Annotated in this window: 27 protein-coding genes and 2 pseudogenes; 16 read left to right on the top strand and 13 right to left on the bottom strand. The window is 62.4% G+C overall.

The features are described 5' to 3' along the window. Window positions 1-59: 59 nt before the first annotated feature. Window positions 60-224, bottom strand: a pseudogene (locus tag ASG29_RS16235) (IS6 family transposase); the annotation flags it as partial. A 337-nt stretch (window positions 225-561) separates the two neighbouring features. On the opposite strand from ASG29_RS16235, the gene ASG29_RS16230 reads away from it, so the two are divergent. The 3 genes from ASG29_RS16230 to ASG29_RS17690 all read left to right on the top strand — a co-directional run bounded on the left by ASG29_RS16230 (window position 562) and on the right by ASG29_RS17690 (window position 3,304). After that, window positions 562-2,526, top strand: coding sequence for a hypothetical protein (locus tag ASG29_RS16230; RefSeq protein WP_235532985.1), 1,965 nt, complete (start codon window positions 562-564; stop codon window positions 2,524-2,526). 91 nt (window positions 2,527-2,617) lie between these two features. After that, the gene (locus tag ASG29_RS17695; protein WP_235532984.1) at window positions 2,618-3,079 is read left to right on the top strand and encodes an SDR family NAD(P)-dependent oxidoreductase; all 462 of its coding nucleotides are present in this window, start codon (window positions 2,618-2,620) and stop codon (window positions 3,077-3,079) included. Window positions 3,080-3,136: 57 nt separating this feature from the next. Continuing rightward, a complete protein-coding gene (locus tag ASG29_RS17690; protein WP_235532983.1) occupies window positions 3,137-3,304 on the top strand; it encodes a hypothetical protein in 168 nt (55 codons plus the stop codon). Here the strand turns inward: ASG29_RS17690 and ASG29_RS16220 are convergent. After that, entirely contained in the window at window positions 3,278-3,700 is a 423-nt protein-coding gene (locus ASG29_RS16220) for a DDE-type integrase/transposase/recombinase (RefSeq protein ID WP_235532986.1), read from the bottom strand. The genes ASG29_RS17690 and ASG29_RS16220 overlap by 27 nt on opposite strands. On the opposite strand from ASG29_RS16220, the gene ASG29_RS17685 reads away from it, so the two are divergent. Further along, window positions 3,599-3,805 (top strand): hypothetical protein, encoded by a 207-nt coding sequence (locus ASG29_RS17685; RefSeq protein ID WP_235532982.1) that lies wholly within the window; start codon window positions 3,599-3,601, stop codon window positions 3,803-3,805. The two genes, ASG29_RS16220 and ASG29_RS17685, sit on opposite strands and share 102 nt — an antisense overlap. A 1,061-nt stretch (window positions 3,806-4,866) precedes the next feature. After that, window positions 4,867-5,037 (top strand): annotated as a pseudogene (locus ASG29_RS16215) (transposase); the annotation flags it as partial. A gap of 251 nt (window positions 5,038-5,288) precedes the next feature. Here ASG29_RS16215 and ASG29_RS16210 read toward each other — a convergent pair. Continuing rightward, complete coding sequence (locus ASG29_RS16210) at window positions 5,289-6,227, bottom strand: cation transporter (RefSeq protein ID WP_055986828.1); 939 nt, start codon at window positions 6,225-6,227, stop codon at window positions 5,289-5,291. Continuing rightward, complete coding sequence (locus ASG29_RS16930) at window positions 6,224-6,757, bottom strand: hypothetical protein (protein WP_156458127.1); 534 nt, start codon at window positions 6,755-6,757, stop codon at window positions 6,224-6,226. Before ASG29_RS16930 ends, ASG29_RS16210 begins: the two co-directional genes overlap by 4 nt. A 75-nt stretch (window positions 6,758-6,832) precedes the next feature. Between ASG29_RS16930 and ASG29_RS16200 the strand changes: the two genes are divergently transcribed. The 5 genes from ASG29_RS16200 (at window position 6,833) to ASG29_RS16180 (ending at window position 11,039) form a co-directional block, all read left to right on the top strand. Next, window positions 6,833-7,366 carry a ferritin-like domain-containing protein gene (locus ASG29_RS16200; protein WP_235532981.1) on the top strand — a complete coding sequence of 178 codons (534 nt, stop codon included), beginning with the start codon at window positions 6,833-6,835 and terminating at the stop codon, window positions 7,364-7,366. A 164-nt stretch (window positions 7,367-7,530) separates the two neighbouring features. Then, entirely contained in the window at window positions 7,531-8,703 is a 1,173-nt protein-coding gene (locus tag ASG29_RS16195) for a zinc-dependent alcohol dehydrogenase (RefSeq protein ID WP_055986822.1), read from the top strand. A gap of 32 nt (window positions 8,704-8,735) precedes the next feature. Beyond that, entirely contained in the window at window positions 8,736-8,984 is a 249-nt protein-coding gene (locus ASG29_RS16190; protein ID WP_055986819.1) for a hypothetical protein, read from the top strand. A gap of 16 nt (window positions 8,985-9,000) precedes the next feature. Continuing rightward, complete coding sequence (locus ASG29_RS16185) at window positions 9,001-10,020, top strand: SDR family oxidoreductase (RefSeq protein ID WP_082516258.1); 1,020 nt, start codon at window positions 9,001-9,003, stop codon at window positions 10,018-10,020. Beyond that, the gene (locus ASG29_RS16180) at window positions 9,990-11,039 is read left to right on the top strand and encodes a patatin-like phospholipase family protein (RefSeq protein ID WP_055986812.1); all 1,050 of its coding nucleotides are present in this window, start codon (window positions 9,990-9,992) and stop codon (window positions 11,037-11,039) included. Before ASG29_RS16185 ends, ASG29_RS16180 begins: the two co-directional genes overlap by 31 nt. Before the next feature lie 43 nt (window positions 11,040-11,082). Here the strand turns inward: ASG29_RS16180 and ASG29_RS17680 are convergent, their stop codons facing one another. The 4 genes from ASG29_RS17680 to ASG29_RS16160 form a co-directional block, all read right to left on the bottom strand. Next, on the bottom strand, window positions 11,083-11,469 hold the full coding sequence (locus tag ASG29_RS17680; RefSeq protein WP_235532980.1) for an HAD family hydrolase: 387 nt from the start codon (window positions 11,467-11,469) through the stop codon (window positions 11,083-11,085). 188 nt (window positions 11,470-11,657) lie between these two features. Continuing rightward, the gene (locus tag ASG29_RS16170; protein WP_055986807.1) at window positions 11,658-12,542 is read right to left on the bottom strand and encodes an NAD(P)H-hydrate dehydratase; all 885 of its coding nucleotides are present in this window, start codon (window positions 12,540-12,542) and stop codon (window positions 11,658-11,660) included. Next, entirely contained in the window at window positions 12,539-13,306 is a 768-nt protein-coding gene (locus tag ASG29_RS16165) for a histidine phosphatase family protein (protein ID WP_055986803.1), read from the bottom strand. The genes ASG29_RS16170 and ASG29_RS16165 overlap by 4 nt, the downstream gene beginning before the upstream one ends. A gap of 89 nt (window positions 13,307-13,395) precedes the next feature. Further along, the gene (locus ASG29_RS16160) at window positions 13,396-13,899 is read right to left on the bottom strand and encodes a DUF4142 domain-containing protein (RefSeq protein ID WP_268796254.1); all 504 of its coding nucleotides are present in this window, start codon (window positions 13,897-13,899) and stop codon (window positions 13,396-13,398) included. Window positions 13,900-14,541: 642 nt separating this feature from the next. On the opposite strand from ASG29_RS16160, the gene ASG29_RS16155 reads away from it, so the two are divergent. Genes ASG29_RS16155 through ASG29_RS16145 form a run of 3 tightly spaced genes read left to right on the top strand, consistent with a single transcriptional unit; the run spans window position 14,542 to window position 17,113 of the window. Then, a complete protein-coding gene (locus ASG29_RS16155; RefSeq protein ID WP_055986797.1) occupies window positions 14,542-15,045 on the top strand; it encodes a DUF3489 domain-containing protein in 504 nt (167 codons plus the stop codon). Next, window positions 15,042-15,470: a DUF2924 domain-containing protein gene (locus ASG29_RS16150; RefSeq protein WP_200932558.1), complete on the top strand. Its 429-nt coding sequence runs from the start codon at window positions 15,042-15,044 to the stop codon at window positions 15,468-15,470. Before ASG29_RS16155 ends, ASG29_RS16150 begins: the two co-directional genes overlap by 4 nt. Beyond that, complete coding sequence (locus ASG29_RS16145) at window positions 15,467-17,113, top strand: recombinase family protein (RefSeq protein ID WP_055986795.1); 1,647 nt, start codon at window positions 15,467-15,469, stop codon at window positions 17,111-17,113. Before ASG29_RS16150 ends, ASG29_RS16145 begins: the two co-directional genes overlap by 4 nt. A gap of 17 nt (window positions 17,114-17,130) precedes the next feature. Here ASG29_RS16145 and ASG29_RS16925 read toward each other — a convergent pair whose 3' ends face one another. Next, the gene (locus tag ASG29_RS16925; protein WP_156458125.1) at window positions 17,131-17,703 is read right to left on the bottom strand and encodes a hypothetical protein; all 573 of its coding nucleotides are present in this window, start codon (window positions 17,701-17,703) and stop codon (window positions 17,131-17,133) included. A 23-nt stretch (window positions 17,704-17,726) separates the two neighbouring features. Between ASG29_RS16925 and ASG29_RS16135 the strand changes: the two genes are divergently transcribed. Both ASG29_RS16135 and ASG29_RS16130 read left to right on the top strand, forming a co-directional pair. Beyond that, on the top strand, window positions 17,727-18,554 hold the full coding sequence (locus ASG29_RS16135) for a S1/P1 nuclease (protein ID WP_235532978.1): 828 nt from the start codon (window positions 17,727-17,729) through the stop codon (window positions 18,552-18,554). A 147-nt stretch (window positions 18,555-18,701) separates the two neighbouring features. Further along, window positions 18,702-18,887 carry a DUF6961 family protein gene (locus tag ASG29_RS16130; protein ID WP_055986789.1) on the top strand — a complete coding sequence of 62 codons (186 nt, stop codon included), beginning with the start codon at window positions 18,702-18,704 and terminating at the stop codon, window positions 18,885-18,887. Window positions 18,888-18,907: 20 nt separating this feature from the next. Here the strand turns inward: ASG29_RS16130 and ASG29_RS16125 are convergent, their stop codons facing one another. Then, on the bottom strand, window positions 18,908-19,618 hold the full coding sequence (locus ASG29_RS16125) for an SOS response-associated peptidase (RefSeq protein WP_055986786.1): 711 nt from the start codon (window positions 19,616-19,618) through the stop codon (window positions 18,908-18,910). Between the two features lie 463 nt (window positions 19,619-20,081). Between ASG29_RS16125 and ASG29_RS16120 the strand changes: the two genes are divergently transcribed. Continuing rightward, a complete protein-coding gene (locus tag ASG29_RS16120; RefSeq protein WP_235532976.1) occupies window positions 20,082-21,125 on the top strand; it encodes an Abi family protein in 1,044 nt (347 codons plus the stop codon). On the opposite strand, the gene ASG29_RS16535 is transcribed toward ASG29_RS16120, so the two are convergent. The 3 genes from ASG29_RS16535 to ASG29_RS16110 are packed head-to-tail and all read right to left on the bottom strand — an operon-like array spanning window position 21,122 to window position 24,413. Then, entirely contained in the window at window positions 21,122-21,562 is a 441-nt protein-coding gene (locus tag ASG29_RS16535) for a Mov34/MPN/PAD-1 family protein (protein WP_156458123.1), read from the bottom strand. The two genes, ASG29_RS16120 and ASG29_RS16535, sit on opposite strands and share 4 nt — an antisense overlap. Window positions 21,563-21,594: 32 nt before the next feature. Then, window positions 21,595-23,238 (bottom strand): ThiF family adenylyltransferase, encoded by a 1,644-nt coding sequence (locus ASG29_RS16115; RefSeq protein WP_055986780.1) that lies wholly within the window; start codon window positions 23,236-23,238, stop codon window positions 21,595-21,597. Then, entirely contained in the window at window positions 23,235-24,413 is a 1,179-nt protein-coding gene (locus tag ASG29_RS16110; RefSeq protein WP_156458121.1) for a CBASS cGAMP synthase, read from the bottom strand. The genes ASG29_RS16115 and ASG29_RS16110 overlap by 4 nt, the downstream gene beginning before the upstream one ends. Window positions 24,414-24,437 lie beyond the last annotated feature (24 nt).

Below are 24,437 nucleotides of genomic sequence, written 5' to 3'. Positions count from 1 at the left end.
CTGGTCATGAACCACAAGAAGCTGCTGCGGCTCTATCGCGAGGAGAACCTGCGGGTCAGGCGCACGGTCTCGTGGCAGATGTCGATGCCGCGCTCGAACAGCAGGTCTTCCACGTTCCGAAGCGACAGCGGGAAGCGCACATACATCAGCACCACCAGCCGGATCACCTCTGGCGACGAGTTGAAGTAGCGGAAAGGGCTGTCGGGCTTGCGAGGGCGGGGCATGGCGCGACCGTATCTTGTGAGCCTTACCCACTGGTGCAATTGATCTGACAGCGCCCGTACCTGCCATACGTGCTACCGATCAGTTGAGGGAGATTTGGAATTGGCTCGTGCTTCTGCAGCAAGTGCAGCGACGATCAGCCTTCGCGCCGAGCTGGCAGCCGGGATGCGTCGAATTGCCGACGTATCTGTCGGTGTCCGATCACTGGAGGTTCTGGAGGGGCGGGATTCCGTCTGGGCGATCATCAGGCGTCCTGACCGGGGTGGCCTGGCGCTGCGCATCGCACATTGCTGGGGTGGCCCTACGAAAGTCAGGAAGCGGCGGACGAGAGCAGGGGAAATGCTGCGGCTGGAGATCACTAGTCCCATAGGGTCGCAGAATGTGGTGCTGCGCTTCGATGATCTGGAGCTCGCCCTGATCCGGGTTACGACCACGCTCACCCCAACCATTCCGCTCCTCATCCCCTACTTTCCACGCGATCTGTATCCGCTTGGGGAGGGGGATGACCCGATGGCGGCAGTTGGCCAGGTCGAGGCGGGGCAACGAGGCTTGAACAGCGGTGTCTGCTACTTCCATCTCGACGAGCCGGCGTTTGGCAGCGTCCTGTATTTTCAGAACCTGACGGCGCTCAACGGCTATTACGCTGCGACCGACACGAAGCCGGACGGCGCAGTTGGAGGTGAATGGCCTGAACTCGGCTATCTGCCGCCAACGCCGCCGCAAAGCGGCACGCCTCCGACCAACCCTTTGCCGGCAGGAGAGTCGGTAGTGATGTCGGATGTTATTCTTGCCTTCCACGATGATGCCGCATGCGATGAGCAGGACATGGCACGGCGGTTTCTGCAGTTACTTGGCGCCGCGTACCGACAGCTTGAGCCGCCATCGACCCAATACCGGGACTGGGTCGAGCGCGCAGACCGAACGTTGCACGATCTGGAAACTGCACCTGACACCCGGATCGAGCATTACGGCCACACCTATATCCACCCGTATATCGCTGCCGAATATCCTGATGTCATGGTGCAGATGGCGATCATCGCACCGCTGCGGGATTATGCTGCATGGACGGGACGCGACCTGCCGTTCTGCAAGGCTCTGGAAGACGGTCTCGCCAAGTTCCACGACACCGAACTGGAGACGATGCGGCGCTATCTACCGAACGTCGGCAAGGACAAGGACAAGTTTGCCGTCGACAGCTGGTATCTCTACCATCCGCTGCTCAATCTCGGCCGCCGCGCGCTCGACGGCGACGCTCGCGCCAAAGAGCTCTTCTTGGGTTCGCTGGGTCTTGCCATCAAAGCGGCGCGGCATTTCGCCTATGCCTGGCCGATCCAGTTCAAAGTCGACAGCCTCGACGTCATCGTCGAAGCGCGCAACGACGACGGGCTCGGCCAGACTGATGTCGGCGGCATCTACGCCTATGTCATGGTCCAGGCCTATCAATTGACCGGGGCGCCGACCTATCTCGAGGAAGCACGAAGGGCGGTCGATGCCGCGCGCGAGATGCGCTTCGAACTCAACTATCAGGCCAATCTGACCGCCTGGGGCGCGGCGGCCTGTATGCGGCTTTGGCGGATCACCGATGAGGAATATTACCTCCGCCAGAGCTATGTCTATCTCGCCAGTTTCTTCCACAACACGGTGATCTGGGAATCCGAGATCGGCCATGCCAGCAACTACAAGGTCTTCCTCGGCGCGACTTGTCTCCACGATGCCCCTTACATGGCGGCGTTCGAATGCTTCGACAGCTTCGCCGCGTTCGAGCGCTACCTGAAGGATAGCGGGCCCGATCTGGACCCCGCCGTACGGCTGCTCGTCAGCGAATATTGCAAATATGCGCTCGACCGAGCCTGGTATTATTATCCCGATGCGCTCCCCGAGGACGCTCTTGCGCAGGAGGACATCCGCAATGGTCATATCGATAGTAGCCTGTCGTTCCCGATCGAGGATCTCTACGTCGACGGACAACCGGCCGGCCAAGTCGGCCAGGAGATTTACGGTGCAGGAGCCGCGTTCGTCTTCGCAACGCGGGCGTTTCATCAAGTCACCGGCGCCCCGTTTCGTATCTTCTGCGATCATTTTCCGGTAACCAGCGAACGCACCTCGGAGCGATCGCTGAAGTTCGGCCTCGACGGCGGCCATGCTCGCAAGGCAGTCTTCAGCCTGTCTCGCCTTCCGGGAGAAACCCTGCCCAGATTCGTCCTGCGCACCATCGCCGGCGATACGCTGCGTCCGGTGACGAGGCGAGCCGATCTCATTGAATATCAGATACCTGCCAGCGGGGAGATCAGTCTTCACTGGTGAGCGAACCGATGACCGCGTCGACGCTTCCTCGCTGATCAACGGGAGCCGATTATGACCTCCGCCACAGATGCCCATACCGAGATGCCGACCCTTGCCGGACGGCGGGCGCGCCATTGGCATCCTGCTCGCCAGTGAAGGCGTGGATGTCTTCATCTGTGGCCTTGAGGCCAAATACCTGGAGGACGCGCTCGCCGACATCCGCGACGTTGGCAAGGGCGATGGTGTGGTCATCGACTTGGCCGAGCCGGACAATGTGAAGGCAGTCTTTGATCAGGCCGTCGCTTATCTCGGCGGGCTGGGCATCGCCGTCGTGGACGCGGCAGTCTTTGCGGAAGGGTTGAGCGATACTAGCAAAGCGGATTTGCGACCGGCGATCGCTACAGACTTCACCGCTTATCTGCTAAGCGCTCATGTCGCGGCGGACAAGTTAGGCGACAAGGGCGACATCGTGCTCATCGGGTCGATGAGCGCCTATGTGCGTGGCCCCAATTCGACGATCTACGCCGGCATCAAGTACGGCATTCAAGGGCTTCTCCGAGGCACTGCGGCGTGAGCTTGGACCCAGGGTATCCGGGTCGCGCTTGTGGAGCCTGGCAAGACCGGCTCTGACATGCTGACGCCCGATATCCCGACGGACAAGCAGCGCGAGATTATCCGGGACGAGGAAATGCTGCGGGCCGAGGATATCGCCGTCGGCGTTCACTACCTGCTGACGCAACCCAATCGGACGATCTTCCAACAACTCACCATCTCACCAAGAGTGGAGTCGCAGGAATGAGCTACGCAGTCGACAAATTGGCCCTCGTTCCCGACGACAGCGTCTGGTCTCCTGTTTCTCGCGGCAGCGAAGCTCGGTCATGGCGGCGCCGTAGGTAAGCAGACCATCGGTGGTGATCTTCTCCGGCGAGCCGTGGCGCTTCAGCGCCTTCTTCATGAACGCGAGGGCCGTAGCCTTGTCGCGGGTCTTGCTGACGTAGCTCTCAAGCACCTCGCCCTCATGATCGACGGCCCGCCACAGGTAGACCATCTCGCCGTTGAGCTTCACGTGCATCTCGTCGAGGTGCCATCGCCAATGGCGAAAATCACGCATACGATTGACCCGCTGGCGTCGGATCTCGCCCGCGAACATCGGTCCGAACCTGTTCCACCACATGCGGGCGGTTCCGTGACAGATGTCGACGCCACGCTCGAACAGGAAGTCCTCGACGTTCCGCAGCGACAGGGGGAACGCACGTACATCAAAACCACCGGCCGGATCGCCTCCGGCGAGTTGACGTAGCGGAACGGACTAGCTTGGCTTGCGAGGGCGGGGCATCTCGCCTCTTCAACCGGTGGCGCTTACCATCAGGTGCATAGCCCTGACGACGCCGATTTACCAGCTAAGCTAATCGGATCTGGCGACGAGAATCCAGGCGCTTTCTTGGTTGATCTGCATCAGAGGTATAGTCGATCCGGTTGATCACGCTGCCCGATTAACTATAGTCCGGACCCCGTGAAAGGAGAATTCGGATGCGAGTCGGATACCCTTCCCGCGAGGAACCGGATATTGAGTTCCATGCGAAGCGCGCTCAGCAAGAGCGGGCGCTTGCAGCTGCAGCTGACGATCCTGCAATCAAACACGCGCATCTGGAACTAGCGTTGATGCACGAGCAGTCGGCCGCGTCCCTTCCTCGAAAGCTTCACTTGGTGCGAGATGCTTAGGCGCGCACGGCCGCTGTTGAACCGCAACCCCGATCCTGAGCCGGTCGAGGTCTATCGAGCGCGTGCCGCCGAACAGCGCGAACTTGCTGAACAATCCGACCTTGGAGGGGTCCGAGAACGTGCATTAGCTGCTGCTAAAGCATGGGACGAACAAGCTCGCCGATCTGAGTTAGTAGCGACGCTAGCTGCTCGCAGACAGACCTCTTCGGGGTCGCGCAAGGATGACCAGCCCGGCGTCCCGGCCTGATCCTCACCAGCCCCTTTACCGCCGCACGGTGTCAGCAGTAGCTACGTCCCTGCAAATCCACAGAGGCCAAGCCTGACGCCCGGCGCCGTCGCGATCAGAGTCAACCCGGACCGCGCAGGAACGCCGCCACCACTGGTACGAGACAAGCGATGGCGGCGCGGGAAGCACGACGCATCTCGGCATTGGCTGAACTATCGTACCTTTGAAAAAGTGGATGCCTTCGGACTTCTGCCCGAGCGCCAAGCCGCGCCGGGTGCCGACGAGGGCAGTCGCGGACGTATCCCGACTAATCACGTTCATCGCGGGCTGCCTAGGGTCAGGACCAATTGATGTGACAGGCGCGATCTGAATCAGGCTCCGTGAGGAGAGCGTGGAGGAGCGACCTTTACTAGCTGACGAATGAGCAGATGGCGCGTCTACAGCCGTACTTTTTGACGAGCCACGACAAGCCGCGGCTGGATGACCGACGGGTGCTCAGCGGCATCGTCCTCGCCAATCGCAACCGGCTGCGCTGGTGTGATGCGCCGAAGGATTATGGCCGGTACAAGACGCTCTACAATCGCTGAAAGCGGTGAAGCGGCAGACGTGTCTTCCTGCGCATGACGGAGGGGTTTGCGGCAGTTGAAGCTATACTGAAAACGGCGCCCTAGGTCTAATTTAATAATTGCGTATCGGATAGGGCGATTTGGGAACATTGCTGGCGCTTTATAATCAGCCGTTATATTTCCGTTGTCTCTGATTAGGCTGGTCTTCAGGTTGTTGTACGCTTGGCGACCTGCGCGAGGAAACACTTAACCTGTGGGCGATTTGTGCTTTAATTTGGAGTTGTTGAGGCGTTAGGCGGTCGTGGTGGCACAAAACTGATGTGATCCAATCGCCACGCGCGATTGGTAGCGCCCGGCCAGTATTCGGCCGGGTCGAGGGTACCATCGGGTGGCACGGCGCCCACGATCTGCGCACCAATCACGCGCCCGGTTTCGCGCAGATGAACCTCGGCGCCGGGAAATCGTGCTGACAAAGCAGCATGCAGGAGCACGGCGTCCGCGGCGATCTCGTCGCTGTCCAGCGCGCGCGGCGCACCGTCGATGAGCTCGGCCGATGCATCACGAAGCGCGCGGATACCGTCGTTCAGGATGTCCAGCGAGATTAACCCCGCCGCAAGAGCGTCCGCCCACCAATAGCCTAGACCGATGCCGATCACCCCGCCAATCCCGGCGATGCCGGTCATCCAGTTTGCCTTCTGCGTCATCGCATCGGTCATCAGCGTCTTGTCGTTAAGCTGCCTCGCAAGCGGGAGTTTCAACCGACCTAGTACAAGCGGGACAATGATCGAATAGACCTGTGCTGCGATCATGATCCAACCGAGCCAGATCTCGCGCCCAAACAATTCGACGCCGGCAACCGTCGCATGTTCCTGCGCTACGAGGCTCAATGCGGAATCGACGAGCAACGTCGCGCCCAGCGCTACCAGCGCCGTCGCGGCGATTGCGAAGGCGAGGCTAGACGCGCGCGCAAAGCCACTGGGAAAGCGCGCGCTGGGCGGGCGTCGCTCGATCCGCGCCGATATGAGGAACACGATTGGCGGGATCAGGCTTAGGCAATCCTCGATCCAGGCGGTTTTCATCGTCTGACTCGATCCCATCGCCGCGCCCATCACCGCGATTACGCTGATCGTCCAGCCGATCGACCACCATTCGAGCCGCTCGGCGCGGTGCATCGCCGTTTCCAGCGCTGCTGGGACGCCTGCACTCATCGACCGGACTCCGCCTTGATCGCGCCGTGTACGAGCATGATCCACGCATTCTCACCGTTGCGTGTAACGAGCCGTTCCGCCGTCGGACTGTCCGCCTTCTCGCCAAGCGGCGGCCCGATCGTTAGGCGTTTCATCCATGGGCTCTTGGCATCGAGACGGGCGCCAACGACCAGATCCAATTTGCCTTCCTCGAGCTCCAGCAACAATGGTTCGAGCGACCCGGGCCGAATGATAGGTCTTGCGCCGGTTATCTTCGATATGCGGGCCAAGACGCGCTGCCAGTCGCTGCCGTCGTTGGCCGCCACCAGTCCAACGTAGAAGCGATGTTCGCGAGTCACGCGTTCTAACGTTCGATCCGGATCGCGGGGTATGTCAGAACATCCCGCCAGCAATAGTAGCAGAATCCAGGCTTTCATCGCACGCATCATGCGCGGCTCGTCGGCGAGCGTCCAGTCCGCTTTGGCGTTGCGCGGCTGCGTTTTGTCGCAAAGCCAACGCAGGTTAACATGTTTCCGCCAGAAGCTACGCAACCGATGGAGGGCAGGTCAGTTCAAACATTTATCCGGAGTCGGCGATTCTCGCCGAGCCGGTCGAACACGCTTATTATGGAGACCGTCATGGGCTTGTTTACAAAAGACATTCAGACCTTCGACGATTTGTTTCTGCATCAGTTGCAGGATGTATATTATGCTGAGCATCAGATCACGAAGGCACTACCGAAGATGATTCAAAAAGCCACCGATCGTGGTTTGAAGAGCGGCTTTGCACAGCATCTGACGGAAACTGAGGGTCAGATTGCTCGCCTCGAGCAGATATTCGAATTACTTGGAGAGAAACCGAAAGCGGTAACCTGCCCCGCGATTGATGGTATTATCAAGGAGGCTAACGAGACCGCGGGGGAGATCGCTGACAAAGCAGTCCTTGACGCCGCATTGATCGCGGCAGCGCAAGCAGTCGAGCACTATGAGATCACCCGCTATGGCACGCTAGTTACATGGGCGGAGCAACTCGGTCGTGATGAGATAGCGTCAATCTTGGGGCAGACGCTTAGTGAGGAATATGCTACCGACGATAAGCTAACAGCGATGGCTAAATCGAAGGTAAACCCGAAAGCCGAGGCGGTCTCGGCTTCATCCTGACCCGACTATCAACGTAAATGTAACTCGCCGTCGCTTTAATGCGACGGCGAATATCATGTAGGACCCGTTTGTGACGGCGATGTTATACCTAAAATGTGGTCAAATGCGCCAGTTTATTCGAAACTAAACGCATTCAAATAACGCCAATAAAGAGAGGAAAACCGATGCGCGCTCTATGCTGGCACGGAAAGGGCGACGTCCGCGTCGACACGGTCGCGGATCCCGAGATCAAGCATCCGCGTGATGCGATCATCAAGGTCACCGCCTGTGCGATCTGCGGCTCCGATCTCCACCTGCTCGACGGCTATCAGCCGACGATGGAGGCGGGTGACATCCTGGGGCACGAGAACATGGGCGTGGTCGTGGCGCTGGGATCGGAAGTCACGAACCTGAAGATCGGCGACCGCGTCGTGGTGCCTTTCACGATCAGCTGCGGCGATTGCTTCTTCTGCCGCAAGGGCCTTTTCTCCGCTTGCGAGCGGACCAATCCCAACGCGGAGATGGCGGTCAAGGCGATGGGCCATTCGCCCGCCGGCCTGTTCGGATTCAGTCACATGCTGGGCGGCTATTGCGGCGGGCAGGCGGAATATCTGCGCGTGCCGATGGCGGACATCGGCCCGATCAAGGTGCCCGACAACGTCACCGACGAACAGGCGCTGTTCCTGTCCGACATCTTTCCGACGGGCTACATGGCGGCCGAGAACGCGCAGATCGAGCCCGGCGACACCGTCGCGATCTGGGGCTGCGGCCCGGTGGGCCAGTTCGCGATCCGCTCCGCGCTGATGCTGGGCGCCGGCCGCGTCATCGCGATCGACGAGGTGCCGGAACGGCTGGCGATGGCGGAGGCCGGCGGCGCGGAGACGATCAACTTCGCCGAGGTCGACGACGTCTACGACGAGCTGCAGTTCCGCACGAAGGGTCGCGGCCCCGATAGTTGCATCGATGCCGTCGGCTGCGAGGCGTCGGGTCATGGCGGCGTCGAAGCCGTGATCGACAAGGTGAAGGCCGCGACGTTCCTGGCCACCGACCGCGTCCATGTGCTGCGGCAGGCGATCATGAGCTGCCGGATGGGCGGCACCGTCTCGATCCCCGGCGTCTATGTCGGGATGGGGGACAAGATCCCGATCGGCGCGATGATGAACAAGGGGCTGACGATCAAGACCGGACAGACCCATGTGCAGGCCTACACCGCGCCGCTGCTGGCACGGATCGAGGCGGGCGACATCGATCCCAGCTTCGTCGTGACGCATCCCGCCAGCCTGGAGGACGCGCCCGAGATGTACGCCAAGTTTCGTGACAAGCAGGATGGGGTCATCAAGGTCGTCCTGCGCCCCTGACCAAGTCACCTACATCATGATCGGAAATTGGCATGAGCGACGAACAAAAGATGGACGACGAACGCGGCCCGTCTTCTGCGAAGAGGCCGTTTAATCCTGACGGCGGCGAGGACGAGGCCAGCACATCGCATGACGGCAACGACGACCATCTTCATGATGATCAGAAGCCGATCACCGGCACGTCGTCGCACGGCGATAACCTGAGCGATGACGATCCGCACAAGACTGAGAAGCTGACAAAGGCGGGACGGCCAATCGATCCAGACGCGGGCAGCGACTGACGAACGAGGAAACAACATGGCCGGTAGACTCAAGCCGCTAGCGCAGCAGGTGCTGGTTGTCACTGGCGCCACGAGCGGAAACGGTCGCGCGATCGTCGAACAAGCGGTGCTTCGCGGTGCCGCCGTGGTTGCGGTCGCGCGCAATGCGGACGCGTTGGACGATTTGCGCACCCAAATGTCCGCGAACGGGGGACGCATCGTAACCTGTGCCGCGGACGTATCGGACCTTGCGGCGGTCGAACGCATCGCCGTGGTCGCCATCGAGGCGTTCGGCGGTTTCGACAGCTGGATCAACAACGCCGGCATCGGCACCTATGGCACTCTCGACCAAGTACCGGCAGCCGATCACCGGCGCGTATTCGACGTGAACTATTTCGGGGTGTTGCACGGATCGTTGGTAGCGGCGCGTCACCTACGCGAACGCGGCGGCGGTGCGATCATCAATATAGGCTCGATCCTTGGCGATCGTGCGATCGTGCAGCAGGGGCCGTATTGCGCAACAAAACACGCGGTACAGGCGCTGACGGATACGGTGCGGATGGAACTGGAGCAGGACGCGACGGGGATCTCGGTCACGCTGGTCAAGCCGGCGGCGATCGACACGCCCTTTCCGGAGCATGCCAGAAACTTCATGGACCAGCCGCCGCGTTTGCCGCAGCCGCTATACGCACCGGAGGTCGTCGCCGATGCGGTGCTATTCGCGTGCGCGCATCGAAAGCGCACGCTATACGCAGGCGGTGGCGGCATGTTGTCGTCGATCCTTTCGCAAGCTGCGCCGCGGCTTGCCGACCGGATCATGGAGGCTGTCGGCACTCGCGCGCAGCAGAAGCCCAACGACCGCGGCGATCCCAGCCGCCGCGACAATCTCTACGAACCCCGCACCGACGCACTGCGCGGCAGTCAGGACGTCCGGGTACGGCGTTCGAGTGTCATGGTACAGGTGCAGAAGGTGCCTCGACCGGCAATTTCGATCGCCATTCTTGCGGGCGGGGCAGCTGCATTGGCATGGGCGACACGGCCGAAGTGGCGGACGTGACGGATATCGCGCCAGCGCGCGACTTCGACATCGTGCTGGTCCTGAGCGGCGGCAATGCGCTGGGTGCGTTTGAGGTAGGCGTCTATCAGGCGCTGCACGAGCACGGTCTGTATCCCGACTGGATCGTCGGCACGTCTATCGGCGCGATCAATGGCGCGCTGATCGCAGGATCGCGGCGCGAGCACAGGCTCGATGTCCTTCGGACGTTTTGGCGACCCAACGATTACGGATGGGGGACGGCGGATACGTCATGGTTTCCCGTCGCGATGGATACCGCACGGCGGACGGTGGCTGCGAGCTGGACGTTGGCAGCCGGACGGTCCGGCATATTTGGACCCTTGTTGTCATCGATGAGTCCCTGGACGGCTAACGAACCGTCGCTGTTCGAGACCGATCAGTTGCGAGAGACAATGGACCGGCTGGTAGATTTCGACATTCTTAATGCCGGCCCCTGCCGCTTCACGGCGACCGCGGTCGACCTGGCGACCGGAGACGACGTGGTTTTCGATACCCGTCACAAAACCCTAGATGCACGTCACATCCGGGCCAGCGCCGCGCTGCCGGTTGCGTTTCCGCCGGTAGAGATCGACGGTCGATGGCTCGTCGACGGCGGTTTGTCCGCCAATCTTCCGCTCGATCCGGTTCTTGCCGACCCATCGCCGCGCCCTGCGCTGGTCATGGCGGTCGACCTCCTGCCGCTTGGCCAGCCATTGCCGTTGACGATCGGCGAAGCCGCAGGCCGGATGCAGGACCTGATCTTCGCAGCACAGTCGCGACGAACAATCGAGCGGTGGACGATGGCCCATGCTGCTCGAGACGACGTGAGCATCGCTTTGCTACGTATCGCTTACACCGAGCAGGTGGAGGAAGTTGCGGCCAAGGCGATGGACTTTTCGGGTCCGACCGTCGCGCAGCGATGGAAGGCCGGTTACGCAGCGGTTATGCCGATGTTGGACCGCATGCGCGATGAAACCCTGCAAATCGGTAAGCCGGGCCTGAATATCGTCGAGACGGCCTGACGACATTCGGTCGGCGCCGGTTTCGTTCGCTCGCTGCGGATGTTCAGGGACGGTGCCCCAGCGGTGATGTGTCGTAATCGGCAAGAAGCGCCGCGACGTCGTCGTACAATGCTATCGCGCCATCGCGGAGAAGCGAGTCATCGCCGAACCCGCCGGATCGCAGTCCGATCGCCGCGATCCCGCATTTGGCCGCCGCTTCCACGTCGTACGGGGCGTCCCCGACGACTACGATTTCGTCCGCGCGCAGCGGCGCCACCTTCTTCAGGGCGATCGCGAATATATTCGGGGCGGGCTTCGTATTATCGACGTCGTCGGCACTGGTCGTGGCGGTCACCATGTCGTGCGCGTCGAGAAGGTCGAGATAGTGATCGAGATCGTCCTGCGACCCGGATGAGGCAAGGACGACAGTCGCATGGAGCGGTCGGCTCAAAGGCAGCCGCTCCAGATACCCGCCCGTCACGTTCGCAGGGACGAGATCGCCCGTCCAGGGATGCCTCGCCGAATCGATGGCGTGCGCCGGCAGCAGCGCAGACGACCCGCGGTTCTGTCCGGCTGGTGGTCCATCGACCCAATCGCTTACCACGACAACGGATCGCCTGGGCGTCAAGGGCGCTGGAGTCATTGCGGAAGCAGGCGAGGAAATTCGGGAGGCAGTTCGCGCGCGAGGAAACCGATCGGACCCGCCGTCGTGGCGACCCGCCTTCCGCTCTGACCGTGGAGCCAGACGCCCCATCCGGCTGCCACCAGGGGTGTCGCGCCGCGCGACAGCAGCCCACCGATCGCGCCTGCCAGCACGTCTCCTGATCCTGCGGTGGCCAGGCCGGTGCCTCCTCCACCATAATGAAGCGATTCTGCCGCCGGTCCGGCGATTATCGTGTCGCTGCCCTTGAGCACCACCACCGCATGATAGTTGTCGGCCACCTCACGGGCGATGCGTGCAGGGTCGTCCAAGATCGCACGCTCGTCCAGACCCGTAAGCATCGCCATCTCGCCATGGTGCGGGGTGAACACCATCCGCCCCGCAAAGGCCGCAAGCTCGGCTTTCAGACCGACTGCGCATCCCAGTGCCAGCGCGTCGATGACCAGCATCAGGTCGCTCCGCGGTCGATCGACGACCATCTTCAGTAAAGCGGCAGCGGCCCGGATTGTCCCGATGCCGGGGCCTACGACCAATGCCTCGCATTCATCGAGCGACTTGCGCAGCAACGCGGGCATACCGGCGTTGATCTCGCCATCGGAATCTTTTTCAAGCGCCACGACCCCTGCTTCGGGCACGAGCAGGCCGAGTCCCGTCGCGGCGGAGGCGACCGTCGCCATCTGCAATTTGCCTGCGCCGGTGCGCAGGGCGGCTTCGCCGGTCAGCCTGAGTGCCCCGGGCACCATGCGCGAGCCACCGATGACCAAAACGCGGCCGCGACTGTTCTTCGTCGTGGCGGTGGCGTCGTGGACCGGCACCGGATTGGCCGCGATCCAGGCGCTATCGATCTGTGTCGGGCCGTTCATCCCCGGACCCCCGGCGTGCGCTCGGGTTCGGCGGTCACGTCGGCTACGGCATCGCCTTCAAGATGCGCGACCGCATTATAGCGCGTCAGGATCAAATTATCGCCCGATGCTGCATTGCCGTCGCGGCGATATTCGGTGATTGAACAATTGGCGACATCACCGTCGGCATCGATCGCTAATATTTGTTCCTCGGTCATGTTTTCGATGACATAGCGCAAACATAGCACGACGACCTGATGCGCAACGATCATCACCCGCCGGCCCGGATGATGCAGCGCGATCATGTCCATCACCGAGCGCAAGCGGAAGATGACGTCGCACCAACTTTCGCCGCCGGGCGGCCGGTGGTAGAACTTGCCGAGGATGCGGCGGAACTCGGCCTGGTCGGGGTGGATCGTCGCGACACCGCCGGTCGTCAGCCCGTCCAAAATACCGAATTCCTTCTCTCGCAGCCGTTCGTCCAGACAGATCGGAAGCGCGTTATCGGTATCCCAGCGGCTGCGGAAGATTTCAGCGGTTGCCCGGGCCCGGACATAGGGCGATGCCAGCAGCACGTCCGGTCGGGCACAGGAATTGAGCACTCCGAACCAGTCGCCAAGCGCGACAGCCTGCTTTTCACCCCGCGGCGACAGCGGAATGTCCACATCGCGCGCGTCGAGAGCAATCCGGTCGGACCTTGCGGCATGCGCCGCGTCTCTCGCCACGTTTCCGGCACTTTCGCCATGGCGGACAAGCCAGAGCATGCTTGGCAGGCGGGAGGTCATAAATTATCTACCCGGGGTGTTGATAAGGTCGAACAATGCCAAACGACCCCGCCATCGCAATCCGCGAGGGCGGGGTTGCTCCCGGGTCATTACATGCCGTGATTACCGGCCATGCCGCCATCCTTCGTTTTTTCAGCTGCTGCGAGATGTTGCTTCACGATCGGTACGGCCTTCTTCGCCGATGCGCGCAGCGCAGGCTGGTCGCCGTCCCGGCCGTAGCTCATGTGCAGGTCGAGTGCGGCTTGGTGTGCGGGAACCTGCTGCGCCAGATAAGTGCGGTCAAAATTGGCGACAGCAACCGTCTGCAATTCACGCACCGACGCGCTCGCGCCCGGATCGAGCATCGGCTTCGCCGGGGACATACCCGCCTTCTTCGCCGCGGCCATAGTAGATGCTGTGGTCATCTGGTGATGCTTGATAAGCATCGCCGCGTAACGTCGGATCGCCGGATTTTGCGAACGCTCCATTGCAACCTGACTGGAGTTGATCTCGTACAGGTCGCTCATTCCGGCAGCCTTGACGTACGGTGCGGCTGACGTTTTGGCTTCAGTGGGCGGGGGCGGGGGCGGTGTCTGCGCCGAAGCGGCGAACATGGGGGCCGAAATTGTGAAGGCTAGCATCACTAGAGAGTGGTTTCGCATGAAAACGTCCTTCAAGATAAAAATGCCATGCAGTCGTGTGACATCGACGCGGGGTGCGCATGATGTCGGTCCAACGCACATAAATGAGAAATGCCTCGCGCAATCACACTGACGCAAATCAATCCCGTAGCGAACAAGTTTTCTACGCAGAGCGCACCGAGGCTTGTTGCGCCCACGGCGCAATTACGGGTCACGAAACGCGAGCACGGAAGGTTGCTGCCAAAGAAAGTATGAGGCCCGTGGGAAGTGAGTTTCGATCCGATTATCTTACTTCTCAGAAGCTGGGCGGTGGGACCCTGACAATCGAGTTGAGCAGATTCGCGGCAATAATGCGTCCGGCGGTGCTGTCGCAGCATCGGGCATCGCGTCTGACAGCAACCCCTGTCGGATGGTTCTCATGCGGACGTGCCCGTATATCGTTCCCTAGCATTCTTGAGTGACTGGGCAATCGAACTCGACTTCAAGCTGCGACAGAGCGACAGCACGTCGACTCGCTGGTGGATCGGCGAACCAATGAGCCCCTGGTCTGCATGATCGACGGGGCTGTGCCCGGTGGCAGCAGCAATAGCGCTGCTCGCCACCGGAGACACGCAGATGCCCAAGCTGAACGACACTCAGACGCTGCTGCTGGCGCAAGCCGCAAACCGCGATAGCGGAGCGCTCTACCCGCTGCCCCAGACCCGCAACGGCGCCGCCGCACGGGCGGCCACCGCGATCGCTGCGCTGATGAAGCTCGGCATGGCCGAAGAGCGAGAGACCACCGATAACTCTGCTGTCAGCCGCCGCGACGGTGACCTTCGCTACGGTGCCTACGTCACCGCCGCGGGCCTGGCTGCGATCAACGTGACGGTGGAAGGGGAGGGCGGTGAGCCTGCGCTGCCTGCAGCGGCGCCGCAGAAGCCTGCGACCAAGACCGACACCGTGTTGTCGCTGCTGCGCCGCGGGGAGGGCGCCACGCTCGCGGACCTGATCGCCGCGACCGGCTGGCTACCGCACACGACCCGCGCAGCGCTGACCGGCCTGCGCAAGAAGGGCCACGTGCTGGTGAAGAGCAAGCGCGATGACGCCACCTGCTACCGCATCGAGGTGGTGGCATGATCGACCTGGAGCTGGAGATCGCCGCACTGGACGATCTGACGTCAACCGAGCTGCGCGAACGCTGGTCGCGGCTCACCGCCAGCCCGGTGCCACGGATCAGCCCGAAGCTGCTGCGGCTGGCACTGGCATGGGAGATCCAGGCGCGGCGGCTGGGCGGGCATAGCCGCGAGGTGACCCGCCAGCTCGATCAGCGGGCGCGCGGCAAGACCAGGACCGCGCGCTCACGTGCGGGCATGCGGCTGGTGCGCGAGTGGCAAGGCAAGGTGCATGTCGTCACCATCGAAGAGCGGGACGGAAGCGAGGATCAGGTGATCCGCTATGCGGATCGGGAGTATCGCTCGTTGTGCGAGGTAGCGCGCACGATCACGGGCACGCGCTGGTCGGGACCTGCGTTCTTCGGGCTCAAGAAGCGGGTGGCAGCATGAAGACCATCCGCTGTGCCATCTACACCCGCAAGTCTTCGGACGAGGGGCTGGAGCAGAGCTTCAACAGCCTCGACGCGCAGCGCGAGGCGTGTGCTGCCTATATCCTGAGCCAGGCTAGTGAAGGCTGGTCGCCGGTGGCGGACACATACGATGACGGCGGTCTGTCGGGCGGCACGCTGGAGCGCCCCGCGCTCCAGCGCCTGCTCGCGGACGTAAGAGCGGGCAAGATCGATATCATCGTGGTCTACAAGGTCGATCGGCTGACCCGCTCGCTACTGGATTTCGCCAAGCTGGTAGAGGCGTTTGATGCCGCAGACACCAGCTTCGTGTCGGTGACGCAGTCGTTCAACACCACCACCAGCATGGGACGCCTCACGCTTAACATGCTCCTGTCGTTCGCGCAGTTCGAGCGCGAGGTCACCGCCGAGCGCATCCGCGACAAGATCGCGGCATCCAAGGCGCGCGGCATGTGGATGGGGGGTATCCCGCCGCTGGGCTACAAGCCCGACGGCCGCAGCCTCGCAATCGTGCCAGAGCATGCCAGTATCACAAAGCACATCTTCCAGCGCTATCTGGAGCTCAAAAACGTGCGCCTGCTGGCGGACGACCTCATAACAACGGGCATCCGCTCACCCGAACGCGCAACCAGCACCGGCAAGGCGATCGGCGGTCGCACGTTCTCGCGCGGGCAGCTGTACCTCATGCTGAAGTGCGTGACCTACACCGGGCAGATCGGGCACAAGGGGACGGTCTACGCCGGCAAGCACCCAGCGATCATCGACCGAGACACGTTCGCCCAGGTGCAGACGACGCTAGCCGACAACAGCAATGGAACGCGCAGTCGCAGCCGTGCCAGCAACCCGAGCCTGCTGGCGGGCAAGATCGTCGATCAGGATAGCCAACCGCTGATCGCCACGCATGCCAGCAAGGGCGCAACCCGCTACCGCTACTACGTCAGCCACGGGCTCCACCATGGCACCGCCAGCAGCAACATCCGCCTGCCGGCTCGCGAGATCGAACGGCTGGTGATCGACCGGGCAGGGGAGCTGTTCCGCGATCCGCTTCAGCTGGTCGCCAGCGCATGGCTCGATGTCGCACCCGACAGGATCAGCGCACTGCACGATCGCTGCGCCGAGCTGACCGAGACGCGACGCAACACCAAGCTGCTGGCGGGCATGATCACGCAGGTGCGGATCGAGGAAGGGCAGGTGGTGCTCAGCTACGACACGCTCGCGATTGCGACGGCGCTCGCGGCGACGCAGCACGAAGACGCGCCTGCAGAGATCATTATCACGCTGGACGCGAGACTGACGCGATCAGGAAGAGTGCTTCGGCTCGTTCATGACGGGGCACCCGGCGATGAACGTAGCAGCGTGTCGCTCACCAAGCTGCTTGTTCAGGCGCACGGATGGTGGTCGGAACTGCGCAAGGGCGAGCTCGACATCAAGCTGCTTGCCGCGCGGGAAGGGGTGACGGGCTCCTACCTCACCCGCGTGGTGCGGCTGGCGTTCCTGTCGCCCGCGCTCACACAAGCGATCCTGGCCAGTCGGCATCCCGCCGGGCTCGACGTGCGCTCGTTGACGTTGACGGGCACGGTCGTGGCGAGCTGGTCCGAGCAGGCTGGGTGTCGTCTGAATGCCTGAACCCCAGACCGCATTATCTAACGCAATTCAGCCCACACGGCATAGCCGCGCGCAACGAGCCGCCCGACGATCCAGCGGATAACGAGCTGCGGATGGCAGTAGACCATTTCCTTGCGATCCATCGCCTGCCGCCAGAACTCTGTCAGCATGGCATTGTCCGCGACGTGCGGATGCAGCACTCGCAGCGCGAGCCGGACAGCTTCTTCCGCCGGTCGCTCCCGCGCCGACTGCCGCGCTGCCTGATCGAGCACGACCAGTGACAGGTTAATCATCAGCATCGTGGATCGTCGCTGACGTAGCTCAACGGCGTTCTCGGCGAACGGGACACCATCAACCCGTACATTCGGTTCATGACACGCGCGGCAAGATAGGTCCGCACGAACGATCGGCCATTCGCACGATCTGCGTTCATTCATCCGCTGAGCGATCAGCTCCTCACGATCGAGCAGATGGACACGGCCGCAAGCGCGGCAGGTGACGCGCACCGCAGCCTCGATCCTGCGCAGATCCTGCAACGTTTTAGGCGGCCCAACCATGAGCGTCGTATGACAGAACGAAACGCGAACGGAAGGTCTCGAATCGACCGGCATCCCGCAGATGACACGAAAGCGCCATGAACCATGGGCAGGCCGCGATGATGCGAATTTTGATCCTTGCTTCGGCCTCCGCTTGTCTTTTTCTCGCACCATCGCAGGCGCTTGCGTGGGGCAAGACGGGGCACCGCGTTGTCGGCCAGATTGCTAATTCGCATCTTAACGCCCGCGCCAGGGCGGGGGTGAAGCGTCTGCTGGGCGTCGAATCTCTCGCCGAGGCGTCGAACTGGCCGGACTTCATGAAGTCCGATCCCTCCCCCTTCTGGCAGAAGACGGCAGACCCCTGGCATTACGTGACGTTGCCTGCTGGTAAAACCTACGATGAGGTCGGCGCGCCGCCCGAAGGCGACGCTGTCACGGCGCTGGCACGCTACGCTGCGGTGGTCCGCGATCGTAAAGCGACGGTGGCCGACAAGCAGGCTGCGTTACGTTTCATTGTACATCTGGTCGGAGACCTTCACCAACCGCTTCATGCTGGGAACGGGCTCGACAGGGGCGGCAACGAGCGGCGGGTGACCTTCATGGGTCGGTCCACGAACCTGCACAGCGTATGGGACTCAGGACTGATCAACGAGACCCAGTTGTCCTACTCCGAGATGGCGGCGTGGCTGAACACTCGCATTACGCCCGCTGACGCGAAAGCATGGTCCGTCACCGACCCGCGTGTCTGGATCGAGGAAAGCGCGTTGCTGCGGGATCAGATATACCCGCTCGGCGACGATAATTCGCTCTCCTATCGCTACGTCTACGACAACGAGACGCGACTCGAGGAGCGTCTGGAGCAAGGCGGTGTCCGGCTCGCGGCTTATCTCAACGACCTGTTTGGTAGCCGCCGGCGCGCCAAATAGCGCGGGCTACAGCGCCCTGAGCGCCGCTAGCAGGCCCGCCACAAACGCTCCGCCGACGATCAGTGTTGCCAGCCACCACAGCTTCTCTCGTTCGTCGTCCTCGCTCATGATATCGGCGTGGCGCATGTTGGATCGTGTAGGAAAGCGATGACACCGGACCAGGAGCGTTGGGCGGAAGCAGGGATGGTCCTGCGCCAACGCGGCGACCAGGCTCCCGTGTTCGTCGCCGAGCGTGTCGCGACGCTGGCGCTGGCCGGGGACGTCGCAGGCGTTCAACGATGGAAGGAGATTGCGGCGAAGCTTCTCCAACTGATCGACGCGCCAAAGGCATGAGGTGGCGGCGTCCCACGACGCTAGAGATTGAGGCGTGGCTGCTCGGCGTACTGGTCGTTGGAACGCTGGGGCTCAGCCTGATCGATGGCGGCACCTGGATCTGGGGCATCCTGCACTGACATTAGCTGCGACGGGTACGGCTTCGCCAAAGCGACCGCATCTTCGAACGGGCAGGTGAGCCATCGCTCTTCGTCTTCCGCATCGAGCAGCACCGGCATGGCCTTCGGATGGATCGGCGCGACCAGCGGGTTGGGCTCGGTCGTGAGGAAGGCGAACACCGCTCCGGCCTCTGTCGGACGCCAGACGCCCGCGAAGCTGACGATCGGCCGGCTGGGCACGTCGAACCAGTGGAGCGATAACTTGCCGTCCTCTCCCCGCTGTTGGCCGTATTCGCTGAACGCGGTGAAGGGCACCAGGCATCGACGCGCCGGGTTCACCAGCGCCGATCGCCAGAACGGCGACGTGTAATTGCGGACGTTCGTGATCTTCTTGTCGAGCAGGACGGGCTTGCCGGTCGCCTTGTCGATGCGTTTGCCGGGCACCTTGTGCGGGAAGCCCCATACCATCGTATCGAGCGTGCGATTGGCTTCGTCCTGCCGCACCACCCATGCCGGGCGATCGGGAAACAGCTCGGGGGGCTGGAAGGTGGCGTCCTCGGAATAGATCGGGTCCACGCCGTAGCGGGCGGCGACCTCGGCCTGTTTGGCGGTCATGCGGTATCGATTGCACATGCCGCGAAGCTGGCACGTCGCCTAGCTGACGTCGATAGCGCAACGAATGTGAGAAATGGTGGAAACCAGACTGACCGGTTTGAGGCGGCGAAATGCCCTTAGCGGCCGTTCATTCACGTCGCCTCACTGGGCAACTAAGCGCCCCACAATCGGTCATTCGCAGTCATTGCCGAGCCGTTTGAAAGCAGACCCTACCTTTCCTCTCGTGGGCGATCGTCAGCAACTATGCGGAAAGCGATCACTCCGCGCGGCGCCCACTCGGCATCCCGTGCGGTTGCCGGAGTAGGATGCTCGACGAATTGGAGGGTGGGCGCTAGATACAGAAACACCAGGTGAGGACTAGCCTGACCTGGTGCCCTATATTCTGTGCCGAGGGCGCATAGCTTTCGCCAGTGGGGCCGCTTCGACTGCTAAGAGATAACTAGGCGAGGGAATGGCAGAAAGTCAAGTACCATACCCCAATTTGCCGGTCCAAATCGCCGCAATCCGGGCCTCACTGTCAGAACCTCGCTTCGCCACCTATCTCAAAAAAGGTGGCGGTAACGAGGTCTACGCGATTGCCCTCTACCTCTACAACGCACGAGTGGCCAAGGCGTTCATGTTCCCGCTAGGCGTTGTCGAGATCACTCTGCGCAACGCTATAGACGCTTTGCTCGTGACAAAGCATGGCGCGACTTGGCATCTCGATGCGGGGTTCCGCGACACCGTGCTGATGCCAGAGGGCCTATCGACGCTCGACAAAGCCATCCAGCGCGCCGGCGCCGGCGCGGCTCGCAGCCGGGTGGTCGCGGAACTGACCTTCGATTTCTGGTCGAACCTGTTCCGTCCCGACTATGGCGCTCTCTGGCGAACCGGGCTCAACGTCGTATTTCCGAACTTGCCCAAAACAACGACGCGACACGACATCCAAACGATGGCGCGTTCCATCAACCAGTTCCGCAACCGCGTCGCCCATCATGAGCCGGTCCTGGATCTCAATGTCACCGATGTTTATGCCAGCATCGTCGAGCTTGTGGGCCTGCGCTGCATCGAGACCGCAGCATGGCTGAAGCATCATTCGACGCTCAGCACCATCATCCGTACCCGGCCGCGAGGTGCCGCTGCAGGCTTTGTGAACCTGGAGTCCCGATTGGCGCCCGATTTCATCGCAGTTACCGAGGCAACGACGCTCGAAGACGTCGCGGCGCAGTTCGATCGAAAATGCCAAGTGGCCGTCTGCCTGGATGAGCGAGGAGCGCTAGTTGCGGCGTTTGGGCCGCTCGACCTGATCCGCTTCCTTGCCGACGACAGCAAGGCCAATGACGGGATGACCGCGCCGCGCGAGCAGACGGTCAGCGCATTGCTCGCGGCGGTTAATGTCGGTCCCGGCTGGACGGCATTGCCGGCGGATGGTCCGGTTGCCGCGGCGGTGGATCAGTTGACGGGCAAGGCGATCAACATCGTGGTCGGCACCGATGCGACGGGCGCGGTCGTTGGGGTCATGACCCGGGCGCTGCGCCGTTACTAAGCTGGCGCGAAGCCGATTCCGGCCGGCGAGCGTTCGCGTTCGGCAAATTTGGTCGGCTGCGCACAGCCGGGCTGCATCACGCCCATCCAGGACGCCTGATAGCCAAGGATCAGGAAGAGCATTGGCGCGCGGCGCCGGTCAGTGATTGAGCGCCAGCTGTTCAGATCAACGCCGGAGGGGGTGGGGATCGCCTCTGGATGCGAATGCCATTCGCCCAGCCAATCGACGACATGACGAGACTGCAGCCAACGCTTGCGAGCGACTTCGCTATGCCCGGCCCGTCCCCGCCGAAAAGCGAAGCGCGAGCCCCGATCTCCGATCATCGGCAAGGTGGCGTCGACGACATGAAAGTGCGCACCGCGCCGGGTCCCAAGCAGAATGCCTCCACGCTCCTCGCGGCCGCCAAGATGCGCAACATCCGCAATCAGTGACGCCATAACCGCTTCCTCGAAAAGGATCAGCGACCCACTCACCCGCTACACGCTGCGCATTGGGCCAATGGATCCGGTGACACCCAGGCAAGCCGATCCCGGCCATGCACGGGATCGACGATCGTTGTGCGCATCCGATGGCCAGGCTCGCCGCCCGCCCAATCGACCGCCGCGCGTACGGCCAGTGCTGCCGCTGCGACCGGGGCATCGGACGGGAATGGGACATAACCGCCTTCGCCGCAATGCGCCGGCGCCCGCCGCACCTCGGCATCCGGATCCCGCATCGGGTTGTATCGCCATTGCCCTCCAAAGCCAGCACGCAGGCAGCGATAACAGGCGAGTCCATCGCCCAGGTTCAGGAAGGACTGGCCGGCAACTCCGTTGCCGAAAACCCATGCGTGAAGCAGAGCCAGTTGCTGGCCGTCCATTCTCGCCCTTAAATAAGGGTCATTCAGAGCAGTGGACACATTGGCGTCGCCGGTCGCATCGATGATGAGGTCGCAACGCGCCAGAGCGTCCCAATCGGCGAGCGCGTTACCCTGACGATAGGTGACATCGACATCGGGATGAAAGCCTTGCACGAATGCCGCGAGCGCTTCGGCCTTGGGCCTGGCAAGATCGCCGAAACCGAGCACATGTCGCCCCAGATTGCCGGGCTTGAGGGTATCGGGATCGTAAAGCGTAAGGGGGGCGTCGCAGCCCGCGCCGTTCTGAACGAGAAGGTGCGCCAGATAGCCGCCGATCGTGCCGCACCCGATCAAGGCGACCCGCTTTCCGATCAGGCCGGTGCGTCCATCTAGATTGCGGCCAACGCAAAAACGCAAATCTGCTTTCGTTGCCGATTCATGTTTGAGCATGACTTCCTTGGTCCTCGAAGCAAGCGATGCCCGCAGGAAATTTGGGCGAAAGCCCTTGGGCTTGGCATGGATGAGCGCCAACGTCCCCGTCAGCCTGGAACGCCAGCCAACGATCGCATTGGGGGCTGCTAAAAGAATGTCCTCGAGCCGTGCAGAGGCATCGAGCACCGCTGCCTGCCAGCCAGGTGGCGGCTTTTCCTGACCCGCGATATAGGCAATGGCTTGGTCGAGCCGTTCTGGCGGAAAGCCTTCGGCGTGACGAAGCGGCCGGTCGAAAACGAGCACGGTGGCCTGCTCGCGTGTATTCCCCTTGGCTTGCCAGGCATCCCGCGCCACTAGCACAAGCCCCGACGGTTTGCCTGTCCCCAGCTTGACGATATCGGCAGCGACAATCGCGGGCGAGCTCGGCAGCTGCATCGCCGAATAGAAATAGCGGCCGCGCCAGTAGGCCGCGAGCTCATTGTCGAATTCATGGCGCGACCTGGCGCCGAAGGATCGCTCCAGTGCCTTTGCTGCTTCGTTGAGGACGCGAAGCGCGGCGCCGCCCGGATCATAGAGGTCGAGCACCAGTCCGCCTTCGTCGGTGTAGCAGATGCCGCCACCGACCAGCAGGTGGGCGATCTGCCGCTCACCGAGTGCGGCGCCGTCGACGAGTCGGACGACGGGCAAGGTCGCGAAGCTCAGGTCGGAGAACGCTGCCTCGATGGTCACCGTCTTGCCATGGACCTTGATAGGGCCCTGATAGGTGGCAGGCGGGCCTATATAGGTGAACCCCTTGGCGGTGAGCGTCGCATGGATCGTCCAGATCGGATCGGGCGAGTTCATCCGGAGGTCGAGGCGCTCACCGTAGGAGAAGCAACCTTCGCCGGACGCTCCGCCGCCACCGTGGCCGCGATGGTCGGCATCATCTCCACAGCGTCGGGACGATAGGGGATGCGGGTGCCGAGTGCACGTCGAAGGCTCTCAACCACTAGCGTTGCGTCATGCGTGCCCTTCAACGCCGAGTGCAGGTCCGCTGCCAACGCCTCGGCGCTGCCGATAACCGCATCACGGTCCTCCGGGGACCAATCGTTGAGAATGATGCGCTGCCCGGGGAAGACGGGGTTAAGCAACTCGCCGCGCAGGATTCCGGGCAGGCGCTGCGCAACCTCGTAGAGAAGATGATCATCTGGAAGTGCCCGGTGCCCGCCGTTCAACATACCTAGTGCTTTCTCGACGGCGACCATGAGCGTGATGGACGTTAGGCAGGGCTTCGCCCAGCGCTGGTCGCGCCAGCCCTTGAGATAGCGGCACACCCGCCGGAAGTCCGGGCCATAGCGCGTAACGCATGCCTCAACCCAGTCCTTCATGCGTAGAGGATCGGACTGGGTCCAGGTCCCGTCGCGATAGGCCAGCATGATCTTGTCAGAGGGCAGGCGCTCGTAGCGTTCGCCTGAACGCTTCGCGAGCGCGGTATCCTGCGCCTGGAATGAGATCGCCTCGGTCACTCGCCGAGGCGCCGAATAGATCGGCAAATCGATATGGGCATCGCGCGCGACCTGGACGCGGACGCAGCAATCCTTCTCGGACAGGTACCAGCCACGCGCCTTGCAAAGTGGCATCAGCGCTTCTTCGATGAACTGGTAAAGCGCTTCGGCGACCAGCGCAGGCTCGCCGCTATCGAGATACTCGACATTGAAGTAGACCCCATCGTCCAAGTCGATTTGCTGGGGCGGCAGGTGCCAGGGCTCGACCAGCAGATCATAGTCCACCGATCCCTGCGTCTTGAACTTGGGTACGATCGACGGCCGCTGGCTTGCCGCAACCGTCATGAACCGGCCGCGCCAGAAACGGCCTTCGAGCGGGATCTTGCGGGCCGCTTCGCGAAGCGTCTGGCGAATCTCCCGCTGAGCGCTCCTGAGCGCGGCCTCGCGGTCGTCTTCGACCAGCAAGGCTTCATGATAGCTCTGGAAGCGCGAAGCGCCGACGAACAATGCGCTTGCGCGCGCGAGAAACCCCATATCTTTCCTCCCCGGCCGCTACGC

This window comes from Sphingomonas sp. Leaf412, assembly GCF_001425405.1.
Classification (GTDB): domain Bacteria; phylum Pseudomonadota; class Alphaproteobacteria; order Sphingomonadales; family Sphingomonadaceae; genus Sphingomonas.
The sequence above is the reverse complement of the archived record's forward strand: the minus strand, read 5'-3'. Positions and strand labels throughout refer to the sequence as shown.